General features: G+C 68.3%; 11 protein-coding genes. 4 read left to right on the top strand and 7 right to left on the bottom strand.

The features are described from left to right. The first annotated feature begins 41 nt into the window (after nt 1–41). Nucleotides 42–617 (top strand): TetR/AcrR family transcriptional regulator, encoded by a 576-nt coding sequence (locus AC4FS1_RS14535; protein WP_491156294.1) that lies wholly within the window; start codon nt 42–44, stop codon nt 615–617. 192 nt (nt 618–809) lie between these two features. On the opposite strand, the gene AC4FS1_RS14530 is transcribed toward AC4FS1_RS14535, so the two are convergent. Continuing rightward, a complete protein-coding gene (locus AC4FS1_RS14530) occupies nt 810–1,574 on the bottom strand; it encodes a ZIP family metal transporter (RefSeq protein ID WP_491156292.1) in 765 nt (254 codons plus the stop codon). Between the two features lie 136 nt (nt 1,575–1,710). Here AC4FS1_RS14530 and AC4FS1_RS14525 point away from each other — a divergent pair, with 136 nt between their 5' ends. Beyond that, nucleotides 1,711–2,691 (top strand): ROK family protein, encoded by a 981-nt coding sequence (locus AC4FS1_RS14525; RefSeq protein ID WP_491156290.1) that lies wholly within the window; start codon nt 1,711–1,713, stop codon nt 2,689–2,691. Nucleotides 2,692–2,801: 110 nt separating this feature from the next. On the opposite strand, the gene AC4FS1_RS14520 is transcribed toward AC4FS1_RS14525, so the two are convergent. Genes AC4FS1_RS14520 through AC4FS1_RS14505 form a run of 4 tightly spaced genes read right to left on the bottom strand, consistent with a single transcriptional unit; the run spans nt 2,802 to nt 6,946 of the window. Next, nucleotides 2,802–3,884 carry a Gfo/Idh/MocA family protein gene (locus AC4FS1_RS14520; protein ID WP_491156289.1) on the bottom strand — a complete coding sequence of 361 codons (1,083 nt, stop codon included), beginning with the start codon at nt 3,882–3,884 and terminating at the stop codon, nt 2,802–2,804. Beyond that, nucleotides 3,881–4,738: a carbohydrate ABC transporter permease gene (locus AC4FS1_RS14515; protein WP_491156287.1), complete on the bottom strand. Its 858-nt coding sequence runs from the start codon at nt 4,736–4,738 to the stop codon at nt 3,881–3,883. The genes AC4FS1_RS14520 and AC4FS1_RS14515 overlap by 4 nt, the downstream gene beginning before the upstream one ends. Next, on the bottom strand, nt 4,731–5,678 hold the full coding sequence (locus AC4FS1_RS14510) for a carbohydrate ABC transporter permease (RefSeq protein WP_491156285.1): 948 nt from the start codon (nt 5,676–5,678) through the stop codon (nt 4,731–4,733). Before AC4FS1_RS14510 ends, AC4FS1_RS14515 begins: the two co-directional genes overlap by 8 nt. Then, nucleotides 5,675–6,946: an ABC transporter substrate-binding protein gene (locus AC4FS1_RS14505; RefSeq protein WP_491156283.1), complete on the bottom strand. Its 1,272-nt coding sequence runs from the start codon at nt 6,944–6,946 to the stop codon at nt 5,675–5,677. Before AC4FS1_RS14505 ends, AC4FS1_RS14510 begins: the two co-directional genes overlap by 4 nt. 410 nt (nt 6,947–7,356) lie before the next feature. Here AC4FS1_RS14505 and AC4FS1_RS14500 point away from each other — a divergent pair, with 410 nt between their 5' ends. Continuing rightward, a complete protein-coding gene (locus AC4FS1_RS14500) occupies nt 7,357–8,649 on the top strand; it encodes an MFS transporter (protein WP_491156281.1) in 1,293 nt (430 codons plus the stop codon). An 11-nt stretch (nt 8,650–8,660) separates the two neighbouring features. Next, nucleotides 8,661–10,313 (top strand): glycoside hydrolase family 13 protein, encoded by a 1,653-nt coding sequence (locus tag AC4FS1_RS14495; protein ID WP_491156279.1) that lies wholly within the window; start codon nt 8,661–8,663, stop codon nt 10,311–10,313. A gap of 50 nt (nt 10,314–10,363) precedes the next feature. Here AC4FS1_RS14495 and AC4FS1_RS14490 read toward each other — a convergent pair whose 3' ends face one another. Together AC4FS1_RS14490 and AC4FS1_RS14485 are read right to left on the bottom strand one after the other, a co-directional pair. After that, nucleotides 10,364–11,008, bottom strand: coding sequence for a TetR/AcrR family transcriptional regulator (locus tag AC4FS1_RS14490; RefSeq protein ID WP_491156277.1), 645 nt, complete (start codon nt 11,006–11,008; stop codon nt 10,364–10,366). A gap of 85 nt (nt 11,009–11,093) precedes the next feature. After that, on the bottom strand, nt 11,094–14,168 hold the full coding sequence (locus tag AC4FS1_RS14485) for an alpha-mannosidase (RefSeq protein ID WP_491156275.1): 3,075 nt from the start codon (nt 14,166–14,168) through the stop codon (nt 11,094–11,096). Nucleotides 14,169–14,193 lie beyond the last annotated feature (25 nt).

Genomic DNA, 14,193 nt, shown 5'->3' with positions numbered 1-14,193 from the left:
CGCGAACGTTCATTCGCTTTGACGATGATGGGGCGGCGCTCGTGCCGAGGCTGACCCCGCAGACAGCGGCGTTGCGACGGGCGACGATCATCGACGCTGCGCGACGGGTGTTCGCCGATACCGGATTTGGGAATGCCTCGATGCAGCGACTGGCGGCAGAGGTGGGCATGTCGGTGGGCGGACTTTACCGGCACTTCCCCTCCAAGGCAGATCTCATCGCCGCCGTCGTCCGCGGCCGGGACGGCACTTCCGACCCGGCGGTCGACGAGCCTGCAGGCGCCGTCGCCATCCTCGACAGACTCCTCGAATACATCGACCCATCAGCCGGGGGCGATGACCAGGCGCGGTTGACGACGTTCATCTGGGCCGAGACGCTCACGGACGAGGCGGTGCGCCACCTCGCAGTCGAGCGGCACTCAGCCCTTCACGCGTTGTTCGCCAGGGCGCTGGGCGGCGACAGTTCGAACGCGACGCCGGAGACGAGCGCGGCCATCGACTCCGTCCTCGCCGCCCTGGTCGGATTCAGCGCGATGACGAGTGCCGGCTACACCGTCGACTTCCCGAGGTTCGCCGACATGCTGCGCCGCATTCTCGAGGGGGCCACCGAGACGGTATAAACCGACGCCAGGCACTACGTCGCCGAGGAGCAACCCGAGACCGTGGCCGCCGCGCTGGACAGGTTCGCCGTGGAGGCGACCGCAGCCCAATCCTGATGGCGAAGGGGTCCCGACACACTGGACCGTGGGCTGCGCCCCCAGGCTGACAGCGCCGGTCCTTGCATGCGTGGGAGTGGGGCTCGCCGGGGACCCTCAGCCCGCCACCTCGTGCAGGAGGAACGCGGCGAGGAAACCCAACGTCGCCCACAGGCCGGTGAGAGTGCGCTGCGTCTCGAACGCCTCGGGGATCATGGTGTTGCAGATCATGGCCAGCAGCCCGCCCGCGGCGATCGCGATGACGAATGCAATGAGCGCGGCCGGCGCGGCCTGGAACGCGGCGTACCCGAGCACCGAGGCGATCACGGTGATCAGCCCGATGCTCCCCCACAGCAGCGACACCGAGCGACCGCTGGATCCGCTGCGCTTAAGGGCGGCGGTGGAGCCCAGGCCCTCGGGGAAGTTGCTGATCGCGATGGCCGCAACGATCGGGATGCTGATCTCACCGCCGCGCAGCACCGACAGCCCCATCAGGATCGATTCCGGGATGCCGTCGATGAGCGCGCCGATGGCGATCGCCGCCCCGGTGCCGCTCGCCAGCCGTGCGTCGCGACGCCGCGCGGCGATGTTCGCCGGCGGGCTGGCGGTGGGGTCGGTGGGGCGCGAGACGAACCAGTCCGCCACGATGTACAGCAGCGCGCCGGCCAGAAGGCCGCACGCCGTCGGGGCCACTCCGCCGTCGGCGACCGCCTGGTCGACGAGTTCGAAGGCCACGGTCGCGATGAGCACCCCGGCGCCAAGCGCCATGATTCCCGCCACCACCCACTGTCGGATGTCGACGTACCACGCAATGGCAGCGCCGAGCAGCAGCGTGCCCCCGGCGATCAGTCCGCTCAACGCGGCGAGCCAGAGGCCTGTCATGGCCTCAACCTAGACCTCGCGGGTGCCGAGCGGTCCCGGACGGCCCGCGGTCGCCCGCATGTGCGGCGGCGGTTCCGGTAGCGGCCGCGCGACCCCGCGTCGCTCGAGCCCACGTCGGAGGGGTAGACACTCTGTGGTGCTGGGCGCTAATAGCAGGCCAAAAAAAGTTCCGACCGGTTACAATTTCCCGGTGACCTTCGCACTCGCCCTCGACATCGGAGGCACCAAGGCCGACGCCTGTCTCACTACGGAGGATGGCCAGGTGGTGGTGGGTACCCGAAGTCGCGCTGAGACCGGCCCAGCCACCACAAACGCTTCGCTGGACGCCGCCATATACGAAGTCATCCGCCGCGCGGTGTCGATGCTTCCTGCGCGCGCAGACCTCGCGGGTGTCGGAATCGGAAGCGCAGGGCCCATCGACGTGGTCGCGGGCACGATCTCACCCCTAAACATGCCCAAGGTCGATCGCTTTCCGGTAGTCGACCGGGTGAGGTCGCACCTGCCCGTCGAGTACCGCTCGAAGCCTGTCGCGCTCGCGCACGATGGTCAGTGCATAGCAGTGGCCGAACATTGGCTTGGTGCTGGCCGTGGCGCTCAGTCGATGCTGGGCATGGTGGTTTCGACAGGCATCGGTGGCGGGATCGTTCTCGAGGGCGCCCCCCTCCGCGGCGCAAGCGGGAACGCCGGTCATATCGGGCAGATCGAGGTCGCGAGTTTCGCCCCGCAAGGCGTCACTGGTTTGGAAGCCACAGTCGAGCGCATCGCGAGCGGTCCTAACATCGTGCGGTGGGCCCGGGAAAGAGGCTGGCGAGGCGTCAGCGGCGAGGACTTGTCCCGGGACTACGCGAATGCCGACGAGATCGCCGTCGCCGCGGTTCATCGCAGCGCCGCCGCAGTGGGCGCTGCGCTTACATCAGCGGCGGCCTTACTCGACTTCGACCTCGTCGTCATCGGTGGAGGATTCTCGTATGTATCCGACGACTACATAGACCTCGTCCGCAGAAGTCGGGACACAACGGCCGCGTTCCCGTTCCTCGCGCGCGCCGACATCACCCGAGCTCGCCTGGGCCCCGACAGTCCGCTCGTTGGGGCGTCAGCGATGATCTGGCGACGATGACGCGCAGGGTGGGGGAACCGTCCATGGCGCGCCTCACTGTTCCCGGCCCGGACGGCGCAGACTCCCATCGCCGCATGGTGGCGCTGGTGATCAACGGGCTGCGCGCCTGATCAGCGCAGCGACTGCCAGCCTGCGTTGACGGCCGAGCGACGCACTGCGTCGCCCACGCGCACGGCACGCACGCCGGCGTCGATCGTGGGAAGTCCGTCCACGACCTCGCCCGACATCGCGGCGTAGCTGTCGCGTACGAAGGCCGCGAAGGAGTGGAAGTAGTCCTGCACGGTTCCGGTGGGGGCGAACCCGAGCCGGGTCGCCTGCGCGGAGAGACCGCCCTCGGTGAGGGCGATCGTCGAGCCGGTGCCCTCGCCGGCGGTGCCCTTCCATAGCACGGTCGGCTCCTCCTGGTCGAGCGCGATCCCGGCGAGATGCCCCGACAGCTCGAGTGTGAGCGACTGGCCGCGGCCGGCGGTCACCTGCGACACCAGAAGCGTACCGATTGCGCCTCCCTCGAGCTCCAATGCCACCGCGATCGCGTCGTCGGCCTCCTCGGCCTGACTGCGGCCGGCCAGGACGCTGCGTTCGACCGCGACCACGCGGGCGACGCGCTCGCCCGCAACGAATTCGAGGAGATCGACCAGGTGCGACCCGACATCGCCGAACGCTCGCGACGGGCCGGTGCGATCGAGGTCGAGGCGCCACTCCGACTCGGGCGCCGAGAGCAGCCAGTCCTGCACGTATCCGCCGCGCACCGTGATGAGCGGCCCGAGCTCGCCGGCCGCCACCCTCGCCCGCGCCTCCTGCGCGAGCGGGTGATAGCGGTAGGTGAAGGCGATGGTGCCGATGACGCCGGCGCGAGCCGCCGCATCCCGCAGCTTTTCCGCGTCGTGCAACGAGGTCACGAACGGCTTCTCGCACACGAAGTGGCGACCGGCCGCGATCACCTCTCCGACCTGTTCCGCGTGCCGGGTGTTGGGCGAGGTGATGTGGACGGCCTGGATCGACTCGTCGGCGAGCATCTCGGTCGCGCTCATGTAGGCCGCGGGCACGCCGAGCCGCTCGGCCGCCTCGACCCCGCGTTCGGGCGTTGACGAGACGACTCCGGCGATCTCCGCACCCGCCGCACGGATGGCGCTGGCGTGCAGGTGCGCGATGCGCCCCGCGCCCACGAGCCCGACCCGCTCGATGGCCGTCATTTCATTCCCGAGAACGCCAGACCGTCGATGACGCGGCGTTGCATGAAGAGGAACAGGACGAGGATGGGCAGGCACGCCAGCAGCGCTGCCGCGAGGATCACCGGGTAATCCGTCGAGTACTGGCCCTGCAGACCCGCGAGCCCCACCGACAGCGGCTGCGCACCCGGCCGGGTCGACACCACGAGCGGCCACAGCAGATCGTTCCACGAAAGCAGCACACCGACCACGGCGAGGGCCGACAGGCCGGGGGTCGCCAGCGGCAGCATGACTCGCCAGAAGACCTGCCAGGGGTTCGCCCCGTCGATACGCGCCGCCTCTTCGAGCTCGGCGGGCAGCCCTAGGAAGAACTGCCGCATGAGGAACGTGCCGAAGGCGCTGAACAGTCCCGGGAGCACGATACCGGCGATCGTGTTCAGCAGCCCCAGGCCCTGCACGATCTGGTATTGCGAGAGCAGGAACACCTGCGGCGGCACGAGCAGTATGGCCAGCACCAGCGCGAAGATCACGTTGCGCCCAGGGAACCGCATGCGCGCGAAGGCGTATCCGGCCATCGAGCACAGGATGAGCTGAGCCCCCACGCGAACCACGGTGATGATGATCGACACGGTGAACTGCGAGAGGAACGGCAGGCGCTCGAAGACGGCGACGTAGTTCTCGGGATGCAGCGCCGAGGGGAACAGCTGCGGGGGCACGGCGGTGATCTCGGCGTTCGTGGAGAACGACGCCAGGATCTGCCACGCGAACGGGAACAGCATCACGAGGCTGCCGATGATCAGCACGACGTGTGCGACCGCGTTCCCCCCGGCCCGCTTGGCCGTGGTGCGCTCGAAGGTGGCCGTGGTGCGCTCAGACATAGTTGACCCATCTGCGCTGGAGCCGGAACTGGATCGCGGTCACGATGGCCACCACGACCAGGATGAGGATGGCGATGACCGCGCCGTACCCGCGGTTGTTCGCGATGAACGACTCGTCGTAGTAAAGGAATACGAGCGACTTCGACTGCGCGATCACGGGGCTCTGCGTCCCGATGAGTCCGTAGATCAGATCGAACAGCTGGAACCCGGCGATCACGTTGATGACCGAGACGAAGAAGATCGAGGGCGTCAGCAGCGGGATGGTGATCTGGAAGAACTGCGAGCGCCGCGAGGCGCCGTCGAGGGATGCCGCCTCGTACAGCTCGGGTGGGATGCCGCGCAGCCCCGCCGAGAGGATGATGATGTTGAACCCGATCGACATCCACAGACCCACGATGGACACCGAGACGATCGCGAGCCCGGGCGTCGACAGCCACCGCGGCCCTTCGATCCCGATCAGATCGAGCGTCGCGTTGAAGATTCCGAAGTCGCCGTTGAACAGCACGCGCCATACCAGCGCGATCGCGATCGGCATGGCGAGGTAGGGCAGGAAGAACATCGTCCGGTAGAAGGACGCGAACCTCAGCCCGGGTCGGTTGAGCAGGCTCGAGAGCCATACCGCCAGCGGGATGCCCAGCAGCACAATGACGATGTAGACCGCGGTGTTCAGGAAAGCCAGGGGGATCTCGGCGTCGCCGAGCAGGGCCGCCCAGTTCTCGAGGCCGACGAACTCGACCCCGCCGAACGCGCCCCACTCCGTCAGGCTGAAATAGGCGGTCTGCAGGATCGGGAACAGGTAGAAGACGGCGATCCCGACGAAGAAGGGTCCGACGAAAAGCAGGGTCCACCAGCCGGATCGGTCCGAGCCACGCCGGCGCTCCGGCGCCCGGGTGGGCGCGGCCGCAGCCGCGCCCACCCGGTCAAGAGTGTGCGATGTCATTCGTCGGCCAGCGCCTCGTTCATCTCCGCAGCGAGTTGCTGCGTGGCTTCCTCCACGGTCATCGCCCCGGCGAAGTACCCGCCCACGATGACCGGCTCGTTGGATGCCCACGCGTCGGTGTTGATCGACACCGGCATCGGGTAGGCGTAGTCGATCGCGTCGACGAACACCTGCAGACCGAGCTCCGGGTGACTGTCGACGAACGCCTTCGAGGTGCCCGCGTACGCCGACGGGCTGACGCCGCTCTCGGCCTGCAGCAGCTGCGCCTTCTCGGTCGCCGCGAACGCCTGGAACGCCTGGGCCGCAGCCGTGTTGGCCGACCGCGCATTCACGACGTTCGAGATCGCGTGCCCGACCGTCGCCTTGCGGTCGCCCTGCGGCAGCGGCACCGCGACGTAGTCGGCCGCTTCGGGAGCGTTCGCGATCAGGGCGACGCTCGCCCCCGCGATGCTGGGGAACATCGCCGCCTTGCCGCTGGTGAACCAGTCGTTGCCGCGCGTCTCCGACAGCTGTTGGACGGAGGGAGCCGAACCGTCGGCGATCACGTCGGCCCAGACCTCCAGGCCCTTCGCCGACCCCGGCTCCCCCCAGCCCGAGCTCACGCCGTCCTCGTTCACGACGGCACCGTTGTAGGCGAAGACCGAGCTGTAGTAGGTCGTTTGACCGTAGAGGTAGAACGCCGAGCCATAAACGCCCTCGGAGCCCAGGGCGTCGTGGATCTGCGCCGAAATTTCGCGGAAGTCGTCGTAGGTCCAGTCGGCCTCGGGAAGCGGCACGCCGGCCCGCTCGAAGAGCGCCTTGTTGACCCACATGGCGTTGGTGTCAGCGTCCTTCGGCACACCGTACTGCTCGCCATCCCAGGAGTAGGCCTCGGTGAGGTTCTCGGGATACTTGGCAGGCTCGATCTCTCCGGCGGCAACGAGGTCGTCGATCGGCGCCAGCTGATCGTTCGATGCGTAGAGCTGGAAGTGCGCCATGTCCATCCAGAACACGTCGGGGAGCGTGTTGGATGACGCCTGCGTCTGCAGCGCGGTCCAGTAGTCGGTGAAGGGCGTGACCAGCGGTGTCACGGTGACATCGGGGTACTCCTTCTCGAAGGCCTCGATGATGGACTCCATCGCGGGCTGCTGCAACGGGTCCCAGAATCCGTAGGTGATTTCACCGGAGATGTCTTCGGACGACGGCGTCTCCGACTGCCCTGAGCACCCCGACAGCGCAAGTGCGGCCACCGACAGCGTGGCCACCGCGAGAGCGACGGTCTTCTTCATGCTGCTTCCCTTCATGGAGACGCGCGTGCTCGGGTGATGCCACGTCGCGTCGGTCGAGTCGCGCGTCCTCACCAAGGAGGCGCGCAGGATTTGTGGTTCAGATGGTGGGGTTACCTGCGGCAGCCAGGCCGCCCGGTGTGCACATCGCCGGTGGCGGAGTCGTGCCCCGCCGGCAGCGAACAGACGTGCGGAGCGGTTCTGCTGCGCGCGTTTGAGTGACGACACCGTCATGCATGTGGTGACGGTAACACAAATGTTCCGCTCGGTACTTTGTTTTTCGTCACGATTTGTCGCGGCAGTCGCTACCCGGCGCGTGGGACGCGGGAAAAAAGATCCATACGGAACTTTTTATGTTAGGTTCGCACAGTCGCGGCGTGAAGGAGCCGAGAAGACGTCGAAAGAGAGTCCCCGTGGACGAGTCGCATCCCACATCTGCCACCGCCGTGAACCCCACCCCTCGCAGTCGCTCGGGCGCTGCTGCCACCGGGCTCGACGATCGACCGTCGTCTCGCTATGCCGTGGTCGCCATCCCTCTCGCGCTGCTGGGCTTCTCGATCGCGCTCACCCCGCCGCTGTTCATCACGATCGCGCTGCGGATGCGTGAGCTCGACCTCGAGAACTCGGCTGCGAACCTCGGCATCGTCCTCGGGGTCGGCGCGCTCTTCTCGTTCCTCGCCAACCCCATCGCCGGGCGTCTGTCCGACCGCACGACCGGGCGGTTCGGTATGCGCAAGCCGTGGGTGTACGGCGGCGCCGTCATCGGGTATCTCGGCATCCTGCTCATCGGGTTCGCGCCGAACGTGTTCCTCGTGATCGTCGGGTGGAGCGTCGCGCAGACGGGTCTGAACTTCGCCCTCGCCGCCCTCATCGCCATGGTCCCCGACCAGCTCGCGCCCGCCTCGCGCGGCAGGGCGTCGTCGTTCATCAGCCTGGCGCTGAACGTCGGCGGCGTCGGTGCCGCATTCCTGGTGCAGCTGTTCCCGATCGGGGTCGTGCAGAACCTCGTGCCCAGCGCCGTGGGCGTGATCCTCATGGTCGCGATCATCGCGCCGGTGAAGGACCGCGTACGCACCGAGCCACCGACCGAGCCCTTCGGGTTCAAGACGCTCATCGGAAGCTTCTACTTCAACCCCCGCAAGTACCCCGACCTCGGCTGGGCGTGGCTCACACGCTTCCTGCTCAGCACCACGCAGTTCACCGCGACGAGCTACCTCACGTACTACCTCATCGCCGTTTTCGGCGTCTCCGACGCCGACGCCCCCGCCCTCGTGTTCCAGGCGATACTCGCCAACGCCGTGGGACTCCTGCTGGTCACGCCCGTACTCGGCTGGCTCTCCGACCGCCTGAAGCGCCGCAAGGCCTTCGTCATGGCCTCCGCGCTCATCGCGACGGCCGGCCTCATTGTGATCGCCCTGGCCCCCTCCATCCCGATCGTGCTGCTCGGCGAGTTCATCCTCGGTGCGGGCATCGGCGCGTTCTTCGCCGTTGAACTTGCCCTGCTGACTGACGTGCTGCCCAACAAGGAGGACGCGGGCAAGGACCTCGGTGTGGCGAACCTGGCGCAGTCCCTGCCGCAGTCGCTGATCCCGATCGGCGCTCCCCCGGTGATCGCTCTCTTCGGCTATCCCGGGTTGTTCATCGGGGGCGCGATCTTCGGCATCCTCGGGGGGATCAGCGTGACGCGCGTCAAGAAGGTGCGCTAGCCGTGACGAACGTGAGCGATCCCGAATGGTGGCGTCAAGCGGCGATCTACCAGATCTATCCGCGTTCGTTCGCCGATGGCAGCGGTGACGGTGTCGGCGACTTCACCGGGGTGCTCTCGCGCATCGACTACATCGCACAGCTGGGCGTGGATGCTGTCTGGTTCAGCCCTTTCTACCCGTCCGCGCTCGCGGACGGTGGCTACGACGTCGACGACTATCGCGACGTGGATCCGACGATCGGCACGCTCGCACAGTTCGACGACGTCGTGCGCGCGTTGCACCGCCACGACATCAAGGTGATCGTCGACCTCGTCCCCAACCACAGCTCCGACCGGCACGCGTGGTTCCATGCCGCCCTGCAGGCGGCTCCGGGCTCTGCGGAGCGCGAGCGGTACATCTTCCGGGACGGTCGCGGTCCCGACGGCGCCACCGCCCCCAACGATTGGCAGGCGCTGTTCGGCGGCCCCGCGTGGACCCGCATCGTCGAGCCCGACGGCTCGCCGGGCCAGTGGTACCTGCACCTGTTCACCACGCATCAGCCCGACTGGAGCTGGCAGAACCGCGACGTGCGCGATGACTTCCTGCGCACCATCCGCTTCTGGGGCGACCGGGGGGTCGACGGCTTCCGTGTCGACATCGCGATGGGCCTGGCGAAGGACATGAGCGAGCCCTACCCGACGTGGGAGCGGGTGCGCAGCGGGGCGTCGCTGCTCGGCGGCAGCGACGACGTGTTCGGGCCAGGACGCCACCCGCTGTTCGATCGCGAGGAGCTCGACGACATCTACACCGAGTGGCGCGCGGCCTTCGACGAGTACACGCCGCCGCTGTTCGCCGTAGCGGAAGCGTGGGTGGCGCCCGAGCGGCGAGGCCGGTACGCCAGCTCGGAGGGACTCGGCCAGGCTTTCAATTTCGACCTGCTCACCGCGGGGTGGGATGCGGACACGTTCCGCGCGATCATCGGCTCGAACCTCGCGTTCGCCGAGGCGCACGACACCACGAGCACATGGGTGCTGTCCAATCACGACGTCGTACGTCATCGCACGCGCTACGCCCTCACGGCGGACGGCGCCTTCCCCAGCCGGCGGCTCATCGACGTGGACGAGGCGGAGTCGGCGCGCGGACTGGCTCGTGCACGCGCGGCGATCACGCTGGCCCTCGCCCTCCCGGGCAGCACGTACATCTATCAGGGCGAGGAACTCGGGTTGCCGGAGGTGACCGACATCCCCGTCGATCGCGTCCAGGATCCCTCGGCCGTGATCGAGGACGGACGCGTCGTATCGGGCCGCGACGGGTCGCGCGTGCCTCTGCCGTGGTCGACGGACGACGCGTCCTTCGGGTTCAGCAAGCACGCCGCCCACCTGCCGCAGCCGGCCTGGTTCGCGCAGTACGCGGTGCAGACCCAGGATGGCGACTCCGCTTCCACGCTCGAGCTGTACCGGGGTGCCCTTGCGCTGCGCCGCGAGCTCGTGACCGACGAACGCGCCGAGTGGCTCGACCTCGACCCCGCCACGGTCGCCTTCCGCCGGTCAAACGGATGGGTCAGCTTGACGAACTTCGGCGCGACGGCGATCGAGCTGCCCGACGGCGAGGTGCTCCTGCGCACCGACGGCGATGCGGGCCGCTCACCGCTCCCGCCCGACGCGACCGCGTGGCTGCGCGCCTGACCCATGCGGCCGCGACTCGCCGACTCACGATCGCCGGGGCCCAGCGGAGGTCAGTCGGAGGCCCCCCGCGGGGGCTGCAGGAGGGTCTCGAAGAGAAGCATGCCCTCATGCATGCTGACGTCCGGATCGACGAGCCATTGCGTCGACAGACCGTCCATGGCCGCGATCGCCAGGGACGCGGCGGTCTTCAGTGAGATGTCGGCGCGGAGCACACCCGCTTCGCGGGCGAGGGAGAGGATCTCCAGGGCCTCGGAGCGCAGGCGGTCGTAGCGCTCGGCGAAGAAAGCGCGCGAGTGCTCGTTCTCGCGTTCCATCGCGCGCGCCACCATGCTGTGGCGAAGCGCCATCAGACCGGGCGCGCGGGTCGCGAACGCGTCCAGGCGCTCCGCGAACTGGATGCGGGAATCCCCGCTGGCTTTGGCCTCGGCCAGCGCCTGCCGGTCCTTCTCGCGCAGCACCTCGAGGAAGAGTTCCTCGCGGGTCTCGAAGTACCGACGTAGCGCCGCGTGGCTCACCCCGATGGCCTCACCGATCGCCCGCAGACTCGTGCCCTCGAATCCCAGTTCGGCGAATACCTCGATGGTGCGATCGAGGATCTGCTGTCGCCGCTGGATGCCTTTCGGGTAGCGTCCGCGCCGCGGGGCGGACGTGTTGGACGGATCGATAACGGCATCGTTGGCGACTTCGTGCGACACTGCCTCACCCCTTTCACTGGAGGTCCCATCTAATCAGGACCGTGTTGGTGCGCCCAGACGCCGAAGGCGGCGATGCGGGGGATGATCAGCCGTTGACCCGCACGCGCAGCGTCGCCACCTCGAACGGCCGGAGGTCCAGCTCGACAGCATCCTCGGATCCCCACGCCGCTGTGCTGAGGTCCTGTTCGAGCAAGTCGGTGCGCCACACGGAGGACACGGGAACGCCCAGCTCCAGGCGCGCGCTCGCGCGCGCGCCCTGCGACTCGTACACGCGGACGATGACGTCACCCGACCGGTCTTGGGCGAGCTTGATCGACTCGACGATCACCGACGACGGTGACACGGTCACGAGCGGCTCGACCGTACTCACCGCCGCGTCGGAGACACGGCGCGCGGGCAGGTTGAGGCGGTATCCCGCATCCGCCGCCTCGCGCACCGTGGGCGCGGGGCCCAGCGTGGTCGAGAACGTGTGCTCGCCGCGGTCGGCCTGCGGGTCGGGGTACACCGGCGCGCGCAGCAGCGACTCACGCACGAGCGTCGTGGTTCCGCCGTCGGCGCGCACCGAGCGGGTGATGTCGTGACCGTAAGTGGCCGCGTTGGCGACGACGGCACCGAAGCCGGGCTCTCCGACGTGGACCCAGCGGTGCGCCACGGTCTCGAACCGCGCCGCATCCCACGACGTGTTCACGAACGTCGGACGCACCACGTGCCCGAACTGCACCTCCGAGGCCGCATAGTCGGTGCGCAGGTCGAGTGGGAAGGCGAGCTTGAGCAGCTTCTCCTGCTCGTGCCAGTCGACGAACGTCTCGATGCTCAGGTCGCTTGAGTCGCGGGGCAGACGGAAGCGCTGCACGATCGTCGACTGGCCGTACTCGTGCGTCACGACGACGGTCTCGCTCTCGATCTCGACCGACAGCGGCGTCTGCAGCTCGACGAGCGAGCGCTGATACGACCTGTCGATGTCCCACGCCTCGAAGAGGTTCGGGATGTCGCGGAAGATCTGCAGCCGCGCACCCGCCTCACCGGCCGGGATGAGGTCGCGGCCGCTCGGGAGGTCGATGAACGACACGAGCGCGCCCGCGTCGTCGAAGCGCACCGAGACCACGTCGTTCTCGAGGACGATCCCGCCGTCCGTGCGCACCGGCGGGACGTCTCCACGGGCGTCGGCCCGGCCCGCCCCGAGGGCGCGCACGCCGCCCACGGAGAGGGGCGTGGCGTTGAACGTGAGCGTGTGCTCGCCGCTACCGGCGAGCGCGCGCTGCGCACGGGCGATGATGTCCTCGAGTTCGACTGCCACCGCGGCGTACTTCTCCTCGGCCTCCTGGTGCACCCAGGCGATGGCCGATCCGGGAAGGATGTCGTGGAACTGCTGCAGCAGAACCGTGTGCCAAATCGCGTCAAGCTGCTCGTACGGGTACTCGAACACCCCGCGAGTCGCCCCGGTGCTCGCCCACAGCTCAGCCTCGCGGAGCAGGTGCTCGCTGCGCCGGTTGCCGAGCTTGGTCTTGGCCTGCGTCGTCAGCGTGCCGCGGTGCGCTTCGAGGTACATCTCCCCCGACCACACCTCGGGGTGCGCGAGCGCGCCCTTCGCCTCGGCGAAGAACTCCGCGGGCGATCCCAGCCGCACCTTCGGTGAGCCCTCGAGGTCGCGGAGGCGCTCCGCCGCCGCGAGCATGTCGGGGGTGGGACCACCGCCGCCGTCGGAGAAGCCGTACAGCGTGATCGAGCTGTTGGTGAGGCCCTTCTCGGCGAACTGCCGCTGGGACTTGGCGAGGTCGCCGGCGTTCAGATCCGAGCCATAGGTGTCGTTCGGCGGGAAGTGGGTGAAGATCCGGCTTCCGTCCAGACCTTCCCACAAGAAGGTGTGGTGGGGCAGGCGATTAGCGTCGTTCCACGACATCTTCTGCGTGAGGAAGCTATCCAGTCCCGCGCCGACCGCGATCTGCGGGAAGGCGGGGGTGAAGCCGAACGAGTCGGGCAGCCAGCCCTCGCGGGAGAGCACCCCGAACTCGCGCTCGAAGAAGCTCTGGCCGTACAGGAACTGCCGCACGAGTGCTTCGCCGCCGGGCATGTTCACATCGCTTTCGACCCACATCCCGCCTACGAGGATGAAGCGCCCCTCGGCCACGCGCGGACGGATGCGCTCGAACAGCTCAGGGTAGAACTGCTTGACCCACGCGAATTGCTGCGCGCTGGAGGCCGCGAACACGAAGTCCGGGTGAGCGTCCATGAGATCGAGCACGTTCGAGAAGGTGCGCGCGGCCTTGCGCACCGTCTCGCGCGTCGGCCACAGCCAGGCCGAGTCGAGGTGCGCATGTCCGACGGCGACGATCTCGTGCGCGCTCGCATACGCCGGCGACGAGAGGACGTCGGCGAGCGCCGCTCGGGCCACGTCGGCGGTGCCCGAGACATCTCGCGGGTCGAGCACGTTGCACGCCCGCTCGAGCGCGCGGAGGATCTCCGCCCGGCGGGGCAGGGCGGCGTCGAGCTGGTGCATCAGGCCCACGAGCACGCCCATATCCGTCAGCAGACGATCCACCGCGAGATCCCGCTCGACCAGCGTGATGTGGCGGAGTGTGTAGATGGGGTCGATGCCCGCGGTCGCTTTGTCGCCGAGGTGGGTGACATCCTTGCGGACGGGTCTCGCGAAGTTCGACGGCAGGGCCCCGCCGCCCGCCACCGGGGCCAGCGTCGAGACGAAGAGGTGCTCGAGCATGTTCGGGTTGGAGGCCGCCTCGATGTACAGCCGGACGGAGTCGCCGGGCGCGGCATCGATGTCGATCCCCTGATTGAACGGCTCGATGCCCTTCACGATCGACCCGTCGGGGCGGTACACCAGCGCCTCGGCCTGGAAGGCCGGAAGCAGGCCGCTGAACCCCAGGTCGACCATCAGCTGAACCGTCGTGCCCGCGTCGCCCCATCCCGTCGGCACGTCGGCGTCGACGCGGAACCAGGTGGTACCCCAGGGTTTGCTCCACGCCTGGCCGCTCGCGAACGGCGAGTACGCCTGCTCTATCGCTTCCGTGAACGGCACCGGCTCGTCGGGAACCTCCCACGCGGCGAGGCTCACGGGCTGAAAACGCCGGAAGAGCGCGGGGCCGATTTGTTCGCGCAGCGCCTTGTGGATCCGCATCTCTATCTGGACGGCGATGTCATGCATGGCACGACGGTAGCATGAAAGCTCC

The organism is Microbacterium sp. Z12_35 (genome assembly GCF_058310475.1).
The sequence above is the reverse complement of the archived record's forward strand: the minus strand, read 5'-3'. Positions and strand labels throughout refer to the sequence as shown.

Excerpts from the sequence above, each read along its gene's own strand:
- AC4FS1_RS14505 (WP_491156283.1), bottom strand. The coding sequence starts at position 6,946 with ATGAAGAAGACCGTCGCTCTCGCGGTGGCCACGCTGTCGGTGGCCGCA.
- AC4FS1_RS14530 (WP_491156292.1), bottom strand. The coding sequence starts at position 1,574 with ATGACAGGCCTCTGGCTCGCCGCGTTGAGCGGACTGATCGCCGGGGGC.
- AC4FS1_RS14510 (WP_491156285.1), bottom strand. The coding sequence starts at position 5,678 with ATGACATCGCACACTCTTGACCGGGTGGGCGCGGCTGCGGCCGCGCCC.
- AC4FS1_RS14515 (WP_491156287.1), bottom strand. The coding sequence starts at position 4,738 with ATGTCTGAGCGCACCACGGCCACCTTCGAGCGCACCACGGCCAAGCGG.
- AC4FS1_RS14520 (WP_491156289.1), bottom strand. The coding sequence starts at position 3,884 with ATGACGGCCATCGAGCGGGTCGGGCTCGTGGGCGCGGGGCGCATCGCG.
- AC4FS1_RS14485 (WP_491156275.1), bottom strand. The coding sequence starts at position 14,168 with ATGCATGACATCGCCGTCCAGATAGAGATGCGGATCCACAAGGCGCTG.